The organism is Sporosarcina jiandibaonis (assembly GCF_013184495.1).
Taxonomy (GTDB): Bacteria; Bacillota; Bacilli; order Bacillales_A; family Planococcaceae; genus Sporosarcina; species Sporosarcina jiandibaonis.
The window spans coordinates 188,405-203,808 of the sequence record NZ_JAAOIY010000006.1; the positions used below are offsets into that span (position 1 = coordinate 188,405).

Here is a 15,404-nt window from a genome sequence, read left to right on the forward strand (position 1 = left end):
CTTTTTAATTAAATTGGCTAGCAAACTTGAACCTAACGTGCTTACCTTCAGAATATAGATACGCTCCGTCCTTTTCCGGTTCCTTTTCATTTCTGATATACTCATTGCCTAATATACTTTGATCGGTTAACTTCATTAGAACAACGCCAGAAGAAATAGTCGTGCGACAACTTTTCGGGAAATCATCATAATTATTCGAGATATAGTCGTGCTGTCCGAAAATAATGAATTGTATGCCACGACGTCTGCCTTTGGATAATATTTGTTCAATTTCATCATCAGGTAATGTTAACGTATTTGAAAAGTCTCTACAGTCTGCAATGACAACAACAACATCCAAACCTTCATTATCTTCTTCACCCTCGGGTGGATTTACAATATTACTGACAAACTGATTAATATTACTTCCGTCCGCCAAATACATATCCGCGTAATCTTTATAGTCCGTCAGTGAAAGTTCCGAGTCGTCGATAAATACGACTTGTTTGTTTTCAATCATGTCCAAACCTGATGCAAAGGCTTTCTTGAATTGGATTAGACGGTCAGCTTGATTTGAATACACTAGGAGATGATCAGTTTTATTTAAATCAAAACCTAAACCTTCTACATCTTCATAATCATAGCCAAGCGGCAAGTAATTATTATCAATTAATCGTTGAACTGTCCGATTACGTTTGAACTCTTCAAACTGGATAATTTCAGGCATCATCGGTACTCGTATTGGTTTATCCCCTTTCCAATGGGTATCCATTTCCTTCGCCAATTTTTGTATGTTTTCAATCGTTTCCAAAGCTTCTTCGCCCGCTTCTGGCAATACTGCCTGAAATACAGTTGGTTGTTCCATATTCACCAAGCCGCGGCCGGCGATTTCTTCGATTTGCAATTCCGTTCTGCCGACAATAGAGCGTGCTTCTGTTGGATCGATTAAATACAGTGGGATTTGAACTTTAATATTTGAAAGAAGCGGTATTCTCATCGCATTTTGTCGTCCCGCACTAATAAGTAGATGCACGCCGACACTTCCGCCTTCACGAGCGATTTGGGTGATTAGTCTTTCGAATTCATCCACAAAGTCGGCCTCGCGAACAGCATCATAATTATCTAGAACAATGACGATAGTTGGCACACTTTGCCCGCTTGCTTTTTCATACATATCTAAGTTTGCAACGCCGTATTCGCTTAACTTTTGTTTGCGTTCTTTTAATATACGTTCCAGAATGCGAATTAGTTTCCCTATTTTCACCATTTCATCAATCATTATTGTATCTGCAATATGCGGCAGGTTTTTTAATGGCAATAACCCATTCGTACCAAAATCCAATAGATACACATGCAATTGCGCTGGATTATGTTGCTTTGCCAAATCCATCACTACCGTTTGTAGAAACGTTGATTTCCCGTATCCTGGACTAGAAAACACCGCCATATGACCGTCTTTAGTTAAATCAAGCATTAATGGATTTTGCGCCTGTAATTCCGGTTGATCTAAAAGTCCAATGGTTGCTTTCAATGCTTTTTTCGGTTCTTTCCAAGCTTTCTTAAAATCAACTGGATGCAAGTCTTGTGCAAATATCCGTTCTGGTAGCGGCGGTAACCAAGGTCTTGCCAGTTGCTCAATCCCTTGCTGAATCGTATATTGATGCACGTAATCAATAACCGCATCAAGTTCGGTCGGAATTTTTTGTATTTCCTCTTTTCCGCCTAGACCGCTTAAGTCTTCTGACAAAATATCATATTGACCCAAATCATTAATCGCATAAACAGTGCTATCTACTAACTCTTGGTCTTCTTTTTCGGGAATATAATCCGCACCGCTCCATGCGCTTTGAAAAAGTTCATAGATTTCGTTATTCCCGACTTGTAAATAGGCGCGGCCCGGCAGTGTAATTTCTGCTGCATCGGGTGTTTTCAGTATTTCATTGGAGTCGCTCGCGTCTTGAACTTTGAGTGCTAGTTTAAACTTCGAGTTCGACCAAATTTGGTCATCGACGACGCCGCTTGGTTTTTGCGTTGCTAGAATTAAGTGAATCCCTAGTGAACGACCAATACGTGCTGTTGAAACAAGTTCTTTCATGAAATCCGGTTGCTCTGATTTAAGTTCGGCGAATTCATCGGAGATTAAAAATAAATGAGGCATCGGTTCGCTAGCTTCGCCTTGTTTAAAGAGCTTTTGGTATTGATTGATATGATTGACGTCATGTTCGCCAAATAGGCGTTGACGCTTTTGCAATTCCGCTTTGATAGAGGCGAGTGCACGCATCGATTGCGCGCCGTCCAAGTTCGTGATTGTTCCCATTAAATGCGGTAAATCTTTAAATAAGTTCGCCATTCCGCCTCCTTTATAGTCAATTAGTAAAAAGCCGACTTCATAAGGGTGGAAATTGACTGCTAAAGAAATAATATAACTTTGAATGATTTCTGATTTACCGGAACCAGTCGTACCCGCAACTAATCCATGCGGACCATGGGCTTTTTCATGTAAATTCAAGTTCACGATATCGGCTTTTCCGCGTAAACCTAATGGAACAGCTAAGCTTTTATACGTTTCATTTTTCGCCCAACGCGCTGAAATTCCAAGTTCTTCTACTTTTTCCACACCGTACATTTCAAGAAAAGTTACACTTTCTGGAATCGAGTTTTTCAAGCTTTGTAAGTGGTTTAACGGTGCTAGTGCCCGCGAAACATCTTCTTTATTGAAACCCTTTGGAAAATGATCGAGTGTAAAGTTACGGTTTACAAGCTCCGCTTGTTCGAGAATGATATTTCCATTTTTCGCATCCCGAATATCGATGACTGTCTTAACATGCTCTGGCAGTGATTGCATGACTTCTTGAACAAACACAAGTGAAACACCGAGTTCACTTGGATCTTTATTGAAAAACTCCATTACGATATGATCTAAAATCATTTTTTCATCTGTGATCAAGACAACGTAATGGGGAGAAAAATACATTTTTTCGTTTTTATTACCTTTATCATCAATGGCTTGTTTTCGTTCTTTTAGAATTTGATAGAACGAGTTTAGTACCTGATCACGCGAACGTTCATGGTAAACAAATCCGCGAACATTAATCGCTTGAATGCTTGCATGTGGCAACCATCGCATCCAATCCCATTCCGCCTTCTCTTCTTCCGGAAAAATCGTGATGAATTGCAGGTCGTGGTAACTATGGAATAACGCGGTTTGCATAACAAGTAACTGTAATTGTTCCAATACGAGACTGCGTTGGCCGATATAACCAACCGGACCATTTACTAAATCAGTCACGATGGGAACATCAACTAATCTCAAATATTGCGAACGAAGATCGCGTGCCGCATCCACTAATTCGTCTTTATCTAACGTAAATTCCTCTTCGCTAAAATCGAGTTCAAAACTCGAATCGACTTGGCCCAAACCAACACGATACGTTAAGAAATCATGATGAAACATTGTCTTTTCATACGTACGCGCATCGACATTTAATGCCATATCGCGTATTTTTTCGATTTCAGGATAGTGATAGTTTAAAGCGTGGCGTTGCTCTTCACTTGCGCTGTATAACTCCTTTGTTTTTGTCTTTAAATATTCACGGTATTTAACATCGCGTTCTTTTGTATCGATACGGTACTGTTTCACACTTTTCACATAGGACGTTATTGAATAAATGACCGTTACGACCGTCATCGAAAGCATAACGAGAATATAAATTCCATTCGCCCTAAAAAATGAAACGAGTATCATTGCAGCGATCATAACCAGCGGCGGGACAATTACACGTCCAAGCTGTTCGCTCGGTTTGGATGGCTTGCTGGACGGATTCGCGATTACAAGTTTTTCTTCTGGTTCACGGTATATTATCCGCGGAGAGCGATGATAATCGGGATAATCCTCACCAAATTCGTTCGCTTTTTCCATCAGTCGCGCCAATTTTGTTGTCACACGATTTTTGTCTGCAAGAAATTGTATGTCATCTCTTCCGATTTTAATCAGTACACCATCAACATAAAGTTGGTCGCCCGGTTCAAGCATGACACTCCCAGTTACAAGGGAGTAGTTATGATACACTTGCCCACTGAATACTTTTAGTTCATACGCTTCTTCAAGATGTGTACGACTGAATAAAAAATCGGCTGTGGTGTTTTCGATTTTCACTTCATCGTAGTCATTCGGACCGAACGTCAAACTATAGGTCGAGGCAACATCATAAATTGCCCAGTCATTTGCTTCGAGCAAATAGAAATTCATAGCATGATCTGAAACATTTTGCGTTACCTGGGTATCTGGCTTCAATAATTCTTTCCCGATAAGACAAGATTCCCCGTCCCATTTTATCGGAATTTGGGTTTCTATATCTAAAAAGGTCACAGTGTCGGACCAATTACTGCCAACTGTCGCCGACTTTAATTCGCCTGATGGCAGTTGGATTTTATGAAGTTCTTTTTTATAGTTAAGCATTAGTATGTGTTGCGCCATCTCGTTCTTCCTCCTCAAGCACATCAATCATTACTCATCTGTCGGATCTGCATCGTCTGTTTCGGGCTTTTCAGGTTCAGTTTTTTCTTCAACGCCACCCTGCTCCGCCTTACCTGGTTCATAGTCAGAATCAGGATTTGTTAAGTCATCTTCTGGCAGCAAATTATATTGCTCTTTGTAATTTTCAAGTTGCTCTCTTAATGATTTAACTTGCTCTTCACGCTCCGAGCCCGTTAATTTCGGATTATTGTTTACTTGCTCGATTTGTTTGATAAGGCCATATAAAATCAGGACTGGATCATCCATGTACTTCGCTAAATCCGTCGATTCTTCAAGTTTTCCGCGGCCATTGTAAATCCAATACAATAAATAACTACTGTCGCTTTTCAGGCTAATATTTTTCATGATGACTGACTTTTGAGCAGGATCCAATACCTCTGCATCAATGTATGAGTAAGCAAGTATGTATTTTGTAGAGTTTGGTAACTTCTCAGCTTTTTGTCCTTCCAAATCACTAATTACTTTTGCGTAATCCGATGCGAGAAAATCGTGATGCGCAGCTAATAGTTTGTTTTGATACGGCATTTTTACAAAGCTGAAATAAGCGAGCGGAGCGGCAAGTATGACCGACAATACAATCATCATCATTGAAAGTTGCTTAAATAAACGAAACTGTTTTTTCGGCACGAGCTGCATCGTACGTTCAGTTGCCTTTTGTTCATTTTCATAATTTACTTCTAAAAATTTTATAAGTGCGGAAACATCTGTGATTTCGCCGATCTTACGCTCAAATTCGGTTTCTTTCGCATTGTTTATTGAGCCATTGTACAGTTCGTCAAAGCTATACTTTTTTGAAAAGAGTGCAATCGCTAGACATTTATACTGATGAAGAAACTTTGAAGAGTCATTTGTATAGGGCGGCACTAAATCGCGAATGCCCCGATAAACAATAGAGGGAATAAGATTATCATTAAATACTAGATTGTCTGGGTGAAGAAAAAATGTCGTTCGCGTTGGCAGACATTCTTGAAATCTAGCCACGTTGCATAATGCGCGTAATTTGTCGTTGCGCCCTAGTTTTTTTATATCTGTCCACTTCTTCATTTTTTCATTTACTGTAAACGAAAAAACATATAAATCATGTTCTTCCTTAACTGCAGCAGGCACAAAAAAATCTGTTCGTTCAGTAATAAGAGCTAGTTGTCGAAAATCCTTAATAGACGTCTGTGATTTCGCGAGACGCAACTTCCAACAGTCTTTTTCTATTTCAAACTGATAAGTCATTGACTCAAGTTCAATTGTTTTTTCGTTCATCTCCAAAACCCCTTCATGAAAATTAGGTAGTTATAACACGATTAATATATCGCCGTCCGTCACTTGATAGTCTAATAACCGATCATCATCCGTTAATAGTAAGTTTTTTGTCGGTATTTTAATAGCACATAGCGAGGCTCGTGCAGGGTCTAGCTTTAGCGTTTCGACTAAATTCATCAATAACTGTTTGATTGGTTGGTGCACCGGAATACGTAAATCGTATTCCGGCTCGCCCCAATTGCCAAAATCAACAGTCACATTAATATGCGTATCGTTTGGCATGATTAACTCCCTTTCACTCCACCATTTTTCTCATGACAGCAAATAACCCGCCACATATGAGAGCGACCATCCCGATTAACGAAGAAAACAATGTGTTGCCCATTATTCCGCCATCACTTTCATTTATGTCGTAATTGGCAACCGATGCTTTGGGAACCGTGTAATCACTCGCAAATAATGTTTTCATTGTTTCTTTCATCGTTATATCATGCTCTGGCGCTGTTAAAAAAAGCATTTGCTTTAAGTCATCAGCTTCCTGATCAAATTCTTTTTGCTTTTCTTTAATGACCGCTTGTGTTTCTTCTTTAAATAAGTGAGGAAGACTATTTTCAAGTTCCGTCTTTTTATCCACCTGCGTATTCGACTTTCCATCTTTGCCGATACGTTCTGTTTTCAAACGCAATTTCCCGGTAGGATTGGTTGTATCCTCCGCCGAAGCTTGAAAAGGCACCATTAGGAGGAATCCGATTGATAAAACAATGAAAATACTACAGTGCTTCAGTAATCCCCTCATCCTTAATCCCCTCTTCCTTTCTAGAGCGGTGCACAACGAGTAAGTTAGCGGCTAGCGCCAATAAAGCTAAACCAATAATCACAAAAATAATCCCCTGATGATCTGCAACGCCTTTAGCAAAACCAGTTAAAAGCGATTCGATATATTGCAGTGGTGAATACTTCCGGATTGTTGATGCGAGTGATAACTTATCAAAGTCGGATCCGAGTGCTTCTGTTGAGAATAAATACAAACTCAACATAACTAAGAGCACGAACATACCAATCATTTTTAATTGTCTTAATAAATAAGTTGAAATTAGAAGCATCACGAGCATCGTTAATACGGTCAACGCCACCCATAATAAAAACTTGGCTGGTGCTATATTTAATAAATTTCCTGATACAATTCCTATGACTAATCCCTCAACTAGACCAATACTCGCTGTAATCAATGTGATTGGCGTATTCTCGCCAATTAATGTTTTCTCTTCTTCAAATGAATCCTTTTGCATACGTTTTCTATCGTTCGTCGAGATTGCATACGCAGTAAATAACGATACGATGAAGCAAATTAAGACTAAGAAATATGGCGGCAGCGTATTCCCGGTGGAAATAACACCGGCATTTTTTGATTGAACCGGGTTGGACAAGAAGCTATAAAGATTTTCGTTCGGCCTTTCCCCAATTCGACTGTTTTCTAATACTCCCGCAAAATTATCTGCGAAACTCTGATTCTCGATCAACTTATCTGTCATATTCGTAGCCAATGTATCAGCTTGGGAGACCAATGTCGTCCCGCTCTCTTGAATAAGTTTTGCTTGGCTATCAATCGTGTCAAAGGTTTGGTATACGCCATCCGCAGACTGCAGATTTCCTTTTGCCTGTTCTGCTAGCGACTGGCTTCCAGCTAATAATGACGAGAACTGACCATCTAAAGAAATAAGCGTCGCCTGCTCTTCGTTTTCATTTGAAGCAATGGCTTCTTGTTCTTTAAGCAACGCAATACTTGCTTCACGCCATTTCATCAATTCGTCGAGCGTTTTTTCCAACGCGCCATTCATGACATGCGCCTGTTCTGTCGTGTCTGTTAAAATAGCTGCCATCTGTTCCGAATGTTTATCGGCATCCGATACGAGGCCTCTGTACTCGTTTATACCGCTTTGCAGACCCTCGACTTGTTCACGGACTTGTGCTGTGATGTGACCATTTATATTTCCTACTACGTAATCTGTAAGTATTTCAACAATGTCTTTTTTATTGAATAAATAATAAAGTGATGAATTTTTCTTTGTTGCTAGCTCCTCTAATCCCTTATCTTCCAATTGCTGAATCAGTTGTGAACTTTCCATTTCAAGACCAAAATAAACATCATACAACATTAGCATTTTTTGATATTCCCTAATAGTATCTGCAGTAGCGCCAATAACTTCTTCGGTAGCATCACTGTCATTCTCCATAAGTGATGACATGATTTTGTTCGTGATGATGTTGTTTGTAATGGTTTTTGGTTCTTTTGGTTCTGGTTCTGGTTCTGGTTCTGGTTCTGGTTCTGGATTTGGCTCGGTTTCTACGGGCTCTATTGGTTCAGTATCGCTTTCTCCAACGATTGGGCTAGCTACGTCTTCAGCATCGGTACTTTGAATGTCTTCAACAGCTGAATTTGCTGGTGCCTCTAAATTTTCATCGTCTTCGATTTGGTTACCAGCATCTTTGTTTGACACCTCAGAATTATCCGGTTTTATCGGATCTATAGGTTCAACAGGAACAGGGTCTGGTAAATCAATATTTCCCATCTCTTCAATATCCTTTTGGTGCAGCTTCCAACTCCACTTAACGGGTTGGAAAACATCAACAATGTTACTGCCCGCATCCGTTAGTTTAAGAATGACTAGAACATCGAATTTCCCCGCTGAGGTAGCCTCTAGCCTAATTTTGTTATATTTTTTATAAGCTCTCGTATAATTACGTTCTTTTTTACCTGGTAACTGTAAAAATACGCCAGTAACTTCATACTCTTCAGGGATTGCTAATGTAAATTCTTGGCCCCACTTTTTGGTTGCTTCTATTCGAACCGAGTCCGTTACTTCTATCCCCTTATCCGATAGCCGTTTTTTGATGTCGTTTATTTGTTTGGCTAATGGCACACTATTTTTGGGTTGAATGTGTGAATCTTTATCAACAAATTTCTCTTGATATTTGCCAGTAACAGCAATGACATTATTCAATTGTGTGATGCTAGTTTCCGATAAACTTAGTCCCTCAAGGTCCCCGGGATTCAGCGTTGGCAATTTTGCAATTTGTTTTTTTATAATTCCATGAATATTATTATCTGGTTGCTCAAATAGTTTAATTAAATTTCTATCTTTTCCTTCAAAGGATTTCTTAAAGGCATCTTTTAAACGCCCCGCTACTTTTTCATTTAACTCGGAATCGAGCGTTTCCTGTAAATCCGCATTAAAACCACTTAACATTTCATTTGTCATTTTAAAATACTCTTGAATCGCGGAAGCTTCTGAAAGTATTGTAGGATTATCGTTGCCTGCTTTTCTTTCTTGGAATTCATCATAAATCGCCTTATTCGTGAGTTCCAAGTTTTTCAGTTGTTGAAGGAGCTCATGATTATGCATGCCGCTGTCTAAGCTGCTAAGCTGGTTTGAAAAGTCTTTTAATGTAACCGTGTTTAGTTCGTGCATTTTCGCTAAATCATTAAAACCAGTTAAATAGTCATTCTTTGTAGAGACGTCATCCTGTAAAGCTTCTTCAAATGCAAGTAAAATTTCTTTTAGACCATCGAAACTGTCTTTTGATACTTGTGTATTATCTTGAATGTTTTCAAATTGAGATGTGTATTGCATAAGAGGACTATGAACCGCGTTTTTATAAGTGTTCGTATAGACTGCTTCTTTTTTCACAATTGTACTAATATTGTCTTGTGCTTCTTGCAAGTTCCCAATGACACTAGCAAAATAAACGTCAATAATTCGACGATTGAAGTCTCCTAAAATGGCACTTGCCGTTTTTTCTGCTTCCGCAACAACATCTTTATTTCCAGTTGCGTTAATTTTATAGTTTAAATTGATTTTCTCAGGAAACTCATCATCAATGGATAATGCCTTTTCAGAGAAGTCTTTTGGAATTACTATCATCATGTTATAGGCACTGTTCTCAAAACCATTTTCAGCAACCCCCCGACTCACGACATACCAATCATGTGTAGGGTCACTTTCAATGCTTTTAATGAATTCATGTCCGAAATCGACTTTTGTTCCGTCGAACATTGCCCCCTGATCTTCATTTACAATTGCGACGGTCATTTTCAAGACTTCGTCGTCATTTTTACCGGCAGAAGATTGGTGTAGAGCTAAATATGTAATCCCGCCAGAGAGGACAAGTATCAAACTTAAGAACAACAAAACCTTACTCTCTATTTTTTTCATTCGCAATTTACCCCCGCTTATTCTTCTTTTTCTTTGGATTTATCATGAACAAGAGCCACACAACAATAGTTGCGTGGCTCATTGTTAGACATTCTTTGTTAATTACCTCTAGATTTTCATATATTTTTAAATTATACTTAGCGTAGCCCGAAGTTACGCGATAATTCTTCGTCTTGTCGAGCTACTGCATCTGCTGTCTTCGTTAATTGCGCTTCAATTTCACGCATAAGTTGAGAGAAGTTTTGCACCTTAGGGGATAGTTCATCAAACTGAGCTTCAAACTGAGTAAATGCCTTACCTTCCCACTGACTTCTTAAATCACTTTGCAGGCTTGTTAAATCCTTTAAGATTTGATCAATTTGGTCCCCACTGCGTCCGTAACGTTTTGCTTTGTCCGCTAATTCCGCTGGACTCATGCGAATTTGTCCTGACATGTTTCCCATCTCCTTTTTGAATTTCTCATTAGACCTTTATAAACTTTTCACAATTATCACAATTCCAATATTCACCACTATAGTATATGATAAATTTACTAGCGTCAACACCATTCAGATTAAAACTAACAAAAAGCACTTTAGTTCCAATAATTTCAATTTGAGATTTTGGGCTTCATCAAATAATTAACATTAATTTCAATAATTAAATTAAAAGAGTGTTTTTTTTATTATTATTGGTAACAAAGAATCATTTACGACAAATTAAAGGATGCTGACTCACTACTTTGCGCATGGACCTTTACTCACAATAATACTGTTAGCTCAACAGCTTTTTTCTCGAAAAATATAAATTTGATTAGCGTTCAATGATATTGTTTTGTTGGATACAACATGTTCAATTTGCAAGAAAAAATACAAGTACAACTTTTCTCCATTTCATTTATTAGTAATGGTAAAATAGAGGGAATTATCGATAGGAGTTGCCATCATGTTAAGAGAGCGCCTTTATTATTTAGACCCATATCATAAAACTTTTAACACCCGCGTGATTGAAGAATCACATGATTTGGAAGGGAATATTTACGTTGTGCTGGAAAACACCGCTTTTTATCCAACCGGTGGAGGTCAGCCGTATGACACGGGAACTTTGAACGGTGTCCAGGTACTAAATGTGGAGGATATAGACGGTGAAATTCGTCATATCTTGGCGGAAAGTCTTGGTACGGACGTCGAAGTTAAGGGTGTTATTAATTGGAAGCGTCGTTTTGATCATATGCAACAACATGCAGGACAACATATTCTATCTGCCGCATTTGTCGAGCTATACGGATTTCCGACTATAAGCTTTCATTTAGGAAGAGAAGTTTTGACGATTGATTTGGATACGGAGGATGTTTCTCCAGAACAGCTACATGCAGTTGAAAAATTAGCAAATGACATTATTTTAGAGAATCGAGTGATTGAAACAAAGTGGGTAACTGAAGATGAGCTAGAACAATACTCGCTCCGCAAGAAATTGGCAGTAACAGGTGAAATCCGTCTTGTTATTATTCCTGGTTTTGACTATAACGGCTGCGGAGGGACCCATCCGAGTTCAACCGGACAAGTTGGCGGTATCAAGATTTTAGCGACAGAAAAACATCGCGGGAAAATTCGTGTCCATTTTGTCTGCGGCGATCGGGTGTTACAACAATTGCATCAGAAAAACCATATATTATCGGAAACGTCAAAATTACTTAGTGTGCCTGAAGATGGTGTAATTGAAGCTACTCAAAAATTGCTCGAGACGAATCATGCGCTAGTAAAGTCGTTGAATGAGAAAGAAGAACAGTTATTGACTTTCGAAGCAAAAGATTTATTACATATTAGAAATCAGGGTATCGTGAAGGCCTTGTATTCTGGGCGGACCATTCAGCAACTACAGAAATTGGCCCGATTGCTTGTGGCGGAAGCGGAGGATGTCATCGTACTCCTAGTAGCGGAAAGCGAAGATCGTTTACAGTTTGTCGCAGCCCGTGGGTCTTCGGTAGAAAAAAGCATGAAACAAGTTTCGATTACAGCACTTCCCCTCATTGACGGTAAAGGCGGCGGAAACGATGCATTCGTACAAGGTGGAGGACAACGCATTATGACAGGAACTGAATTGCTGAAGGTCATGGAAGATTCATTGGGTTGAACGTAAACAATGAGCCTGCATACTTCTTATATATCGTAAGTATGGAAGCAAAAGAAATATTTCTTACAGCAAAAAGCTATCTATTTCATAGGTTCATTGATTAAATATAATGGATAATAAAAATACTCCTCTCGATTTTTTAGAGAGGAGCATTTTTTTCATCATTAATAAGCACGCGCAAACCAAACAGTGTGTTTCGACTCTTTTCCACAATTAATGCAAGCTGATTTCGTCGTCGGTGGATTGAATGGAATATTGCGTGTTGTGAATTTCGTTTCGTCTTTCACTTTTTCTTCGCAAGCATCTTCTCCGCACCAACCCGCGAGAACCCATCCAGGGATTTCCCCTTTTTCTGCATACTCCGCAATATGTTTCGCCAATTGTTCGAGTGAATCGACATGCGTATGGGAATGGTTTTCACGGAATGCGCGTGCTTTTTCAAGTAAACGCGTTTGCATTGTATTCAGTGCGCCTTCAACGCAATCCGCGATTGTAGGCAGCGCAACTGCAACTTTCTCTTCTTCATCACGCGCTTTAATAAGCGCTTCGTTTTTTTCCAGATCACGCGGACCCAATTCGACTCGAACCGGAACACCTTTCAACTCCCACTCATTGAATTTGTAGCCCGGGGATTGATCGGAATCATCTAAACGTACGCGAATTACTCGTTCTTTTAATTCAGCAAAAACTTCATCTAACTTTTCCATGATTGCAGGATTTTTCTTCCATGGCCCGACTGGTATTAAAACCACTTGTGTCGGCGCAATCCGCGGCGGCAAGACAAGGCCTTGTTCGTCACCATGCGTCATAATGACCGAACCGATTAAACGAGTAGATGTTCCCCAAGAAGTTGTATGAACGAATTCATGCTTGTTTTCTTTCGTTAAATATTTAATATCAAAGGCTTCCGCAAATTTTGTGCCTAAATAATGTGATGTACCCGCTTGAACTGCTTTCCCATCCTTCATCATCGCTTCAATCGAAAATGTATCAATCGCGCCAGCAAATCGTTCAGAAGGGGTTTTTTGTCCATCGTAAACCGGTATTGCCAGGAGCTCCTCCACCACTTCTTTATAAATGTTCAACATTTGCATTGTTTCTTCGCGTGCTTCTTCTTCATCCGCATGCGCGGTATGTCCTTCTTGCCATAAGAACTCAGAGGTGCGAATGAAAGGAAGTGTTTTCTTTTCCCAACGGAAAACGTTTGCCCATTGGTTTATAAGAACAGGTAAATCACGATAGCTTTTGATCCAATCCGAATAGAGATGCCCGATCATCGTTTCGGAAGTTGGTCGTAACGCTAAACGTTCTTCTAACTTCTCCCCGGCCGCCTCCGTAACCCAAGGAAGCTCCGGCGAAAATCCTTCGATATGATCTTTTTCTTTTTCAAAGAACGATTCCGGAATTAACATCGGAAAATACGCATTGCGATGCCCCGTTTCTTTAAAACGTCGATCCATTTCTGCTTGAATATGTTCCCAAATTTCATAGCCATCCGGTTTAAAGGCAATACACCCACGAACTGGCGTGTAATCCATTAAATCAGCCTTTTGAATCGTGTCGATATACCATTTCGAAAAATCCTTTTTTTGCAGACTCATGATTAAATTCCCCCTTTCATAATAAAAAGCACAAAGTTGTCCTTATAAAAGGACGTCTTTGTGCTGAATAGACGTGGTACCACCTTAGTTTAGCTTAACGTTAAGCCCTCTAAACGTTTGGTAACGAAAACGACTCGGTTATGTTGGCATAACGTCTCAGTGGTAGGTTTCGATAAGTAGCGGTGATATAGCTCTCAGCTTTCGCTATACTTTCTGTTTCACATTTCTTATTTACTTGGCCACGTCGAAGATTTCCCACTATTATAACAATTGTTCAACTAAATTGCTAATTTGAAGTAAGAAGTGGCGGCGGGATAATCCATCCCTTATCTTTATTCATTCGCAATAGCTTCGCGCCGAACATTATTTTGTCCTTTAGATATTTGGCGAACATCGCAGCAATATCTTCTCTCAGGCACTGCCCCATCACCTGACTTATCGACACCATTCCTTGCCCGACATTTATCGACACGGCGGCACTAATTTCTGGATCCATAAATCTTGCTCCTGTAGGAATGTCTTCTGCATTCGCTGTTCCCCGACTAGGTAATGAGGGTGGAGGGGTAATTCCATTCTCTTTCAAGAGGCTCTCGAGTTCCTTCACTTCCGATTTCATCGTTTGAATCGCTTCTTGCAGAAGTTTTTTTAAATCTTCATCCCCTGCGTGGTTAACGAATGCCTCATAGCCGCTGATTAAACCATTATTCGCGCCAATATATGCCCATACTCCAATAACTTCGCCGTAATGCATCGGTTCTTTTTTCGGATTTCCTTCCATAACGCCCATAAATAACATTCCTCCTGTTGATATTTTTCAAAGTTCTATCGTAAAGAGTATGTACTATTAAAATTTCATTATGCAGTTTTTGACTAACTTATTTTCCGAAAAATCGAAGAAGCTGTCTAGAAAATCAATCTTAACTGATTTTCTAGACAGCTTTAATTCATTGGCTTATTGGCGTTTAGTTAACGATAAATAGGATTATTTTAATCCTTCAAACAGCAACACTCTTGCGGGCGATCCATCAGTACCCGTTAATTTTAATGGTGCTGCAACCATAAAGTATTCCCCTTGCTCAACTTCCTTTAAGCGAAGTCCTTCAATGATAATTATTTTATCTGCAAATAATGTTTTATGAGTAGGATGTCCCTCTTGACTCCGTTCGATTCCGAGTGTGTCGATTCCAACACCTCTTACACCTAACCCGGCAAGATATTCTGCTCCGTCTTGGGCAAGATAAATAAAATCGAAATTAAATGCATCCTCATATGAATTTTTCGTTTTCAGAAAGACAAAGTCGCCTTTTTGAATATCAAATTGCGCTAAGTCTTTTTTTGAAATCCCGTCTTCCACTTCTGTTAAATCGAACAATTTACACTGCCCTACCAGATTTTCCATCGGGACCGATTCAAACGTATCGCCGTCTAGAACCATGTGGCGCGGCGCGTCAATATGCGTTCCGGTGTGCACATCCAACTCCACCCGAGTTTCAGTCACATACCCATTCGTTACTGTATTAAATGTTGGTTGTTTTTCTGGTTTGTCCTTATAAACTGTCATTCCTTCGTAAACTGTACCTGTTACATCATACATTTTCATATTATCAACCCATTCATTATGTATTTTTAAATCCGCTTATAAACTATGGTCGCATGTTCATGATAATTTTGTCTAGCGAAATTACTTTAGCTGACCTATAATTGCAT

The 15,404-nt window shown here is 39.4% G+C and carries 10 protein-coding genes and 1 other annotated feature; of the genes, 1 reads left to right on the forward strand and 9 read right to left on the reverse strand.

Annotation, left to right across the window (positions count from 1 at the left end; translation table 11 throughout):
- Nucleotides 1-4: 4 nt before the first annotated feature.
- The 6 genes from essC to G8782_RS15340 all read right to left on the reverse strand — a co-directional run bounded on the left by essC (nucleotide 5) and on the right by G8782_RS15340 (nucleotide 10,418).
- Nucleotides 5-4,456: a type VII secretion protein EssC gene (gene essC, locus G8782_RS15315; RefSeq protein WP_172372769.1), complete on the reverse strand. Its 4,452-nt coding sequence runs from the start codon at nucleotides 4,454-4,456 to the stop codon at nucleotides 5-7.
- A 30-nt stretch (nucleotides 4,457-4,486) separates the two neighbouring features.
- Complete coding sequence (gene essB, locus G8782_RS15320; RefSeq protein ID WP_172372771.1) at nucleotides 4,487-5,770, reverse strand: type VII secretion protein EssB; 1,284 nt, start codon at nucleotides 5,768-5,770, stop codon at nucleotides 4,487-4,489.
- A gap of 30 nt (nucleotides 5,771-5,800) precedes the next feature.
- The gene (locus G8782_RS15325) at nucleotides 5,801-6,052 is read right to left on the reverse strand and encodes an EsaB/YukD family protein (RefSeq protein WP_172372773.1); all 252 of its coding nucleotides are present in this window, start codon (nucleotides 6,050-6,052) and stop codon (nucleotides 5,801-5,803) included.
- A 13-nt stretch (nucleotides 6,053-6,065) separates the two neighbouring features.
- Nucleotides 6,066-6,566: a type VII secretion protein EssA gene (gene essA, locus G8782_RS15330; RefSeq protein WP_172372775.1), complete on the reverse strand. Its 501-nt coding sequence runs from the start codon at nucleotides 6,564-6,566 to the stop codon at nucleotides 6,066-6,068.
- On the reverse strand, nucleotides 6,541-9,984 hold the full coding sequence (gene esaA / locus G8782_RS15335; RefSeq protein ID WP_172372777.1) for a type VII secretion protein EsaA: 3,444 nt from the start codon (nucleotides 9,982-9,984) through the stop codon (nucleotides 6,541-6,543). Before esaA ends, essA begins: the two co-directional genes overlap by 26 nt.
- Before the next feature lie 137 nt (nucleotides 9,985-10,121).
- Nucleotides 10,122-10,418: a WXG100 family type VII secretion target gene (locus tag G8782_RS15340; RefSeq protein ID WP_172372779.1), complete on the reverse strand. Its 297-nt coding sequence runs from the start codon at nucleotides 10,416-10,418 to the stop codon at nucleotides 10,122-10,124.
- A gap of 490 nt (nucleotides 10,419-10,908) precedes the next feature.
- On the opposite strand from G8782_RS15340, the gene G8782_RS15345 reads away from it, so the two are divergent.
- The gene (locus tag G8782_RS15345) at nucleotides 10,909-12,096 is read left to right on the forward strand and encodes an alanyl-tRNA editing protein (RefSeq protein WP_172372781.1); all 1,188 of its coding nucleotides are present in this window, start codon (nucleotides 10,909-10,911) and stop codon (nucleotides 12,094-12,096) included.
- A 164-nt stretch (nucleotides 12,097-12,260) separates the two neighbouring features.
- Here G8782_RS15345 and proS read toward each other — a convergent pair whose 3' ends face one another.
- From proS to G8782_RS15360, 3 genes are all read right to left on the reverse strand, one after another.
- Complete coding sequence (proS, locus tag G8782_RS15350; RefSeq protein WP_172372783.1) at nucleotides 12,261-13,697, reverse strand: proline--tRNA ligase; 1,437 nt, start codon at nucleotides 13,695-13,697, stop codon at nucleotides 12,261-12,263.
- A gap of 45 nt (nucleotides 13,698-13,742) precedes the next feature.
- Nucleotides 13,743-13,954, reverse strand: a binding site (T-box leader).
- A gap of 29 nt (nucleotides 13,955-13,983) precedes the next feature.
- Complete coding sequence (locus G8782_RS15355; RefSeq protein ID WP_172372785.1) at nucleotides 13,984-14,484, reverse strand: DUF3231 family protein; 501 nt, start codon at nucleotides 14,482-14,484, stop codon at nucleotides 13,984-13,986.
- 195 nt (nucleotides 14,485-14,679) lie between these two features.
- Nucleotides 14,680-15,297: a cyclase family protein gene (locus tag G8782_RS15360; protein WP_172372787.1), complete on the reverse strand. Its 618-nt coding sequence runs from the start codon at nucleotides 15,295-15,297 to the stop codon at nucleotides 14,680-14,682.
- Nucleotides 15,298-15,404: the final 107 nt, after the last annotated feature.

What these genes read in the sequence shown, in the direction of transcription:
- essC (WP_172372769.1), bottom strand. Translation starts at nt 4,456, where the DNA reads ATGGCGCAACACATACTAATGCTTAACTATAAAAAAGAACTTCATAAA.
- essB (WP_172372771.1), bottom strand. Translation starts at nt 5,770, where the DNA reads ATGAACGAAAAAACAATTGAACTTGAGTCAATGACTTATCAGTTTGAA.
- G8782_RS15325 (WP_172372773.1), bottom strand. Translation starts at nt 6,052, where the DNA reads ATGCCAAACGATACGCATATTAATGTGACTGTTGATTTTGGCAATTGG.
- essA (WP_172372775.1), bottom strand. Translation starts at nt 6,566, where the DNA reads ATGAGGGGATTACTGAAGCACTGTAGTATTTTCATTGTTTTATCAATC.
- esaA (WP_172372777.1), bottom strand. Translation starts at nt 9,984, where the DNA reads ATGAAAAAAATAGAGAGTAAGGTTTTGTTGTTCTTAAGTTTGATACTT.
- G8782_RS15340 (WP_172372779.1), bottom strand. Translation starts at nt 10,418, where the DNA reads ATGTCAGGACAAATTCGCATGAGTCCAGCGGAATTAGCGGACAAAGCA.
- G8782_RS15345 (WP_172372781.1), top strand. Translation starts at nt 10,909, where the DNA reads ATGTTAAGAGAGCGCCTTTATTATTTAGACCCATATCATAAAACTTTT.
- proS (WP_172372783.1), bottom strand. Translation starts at nt 13,697, where the DNA reads ATGAGTCTGCAAAAAAAGGATTTTTCGAAATGGTATATCGACACGATT.
- G8782_RS15355 (WP_172372785.1), bottom strand. Translation starts at nt 14,484, where the DNA reads ATGGGCGTTATGGAAGGAAATCCGAAAAAAGAACCGATGCATTACGGC.
- G8782_RS15360 (WP_172372787.1), bottom strand. Translation starts at nt 15,297, where the DNA reads ATGAAAATGTATGATGTAACAGGTACAGTTTACGAAGGAATGACAGTT.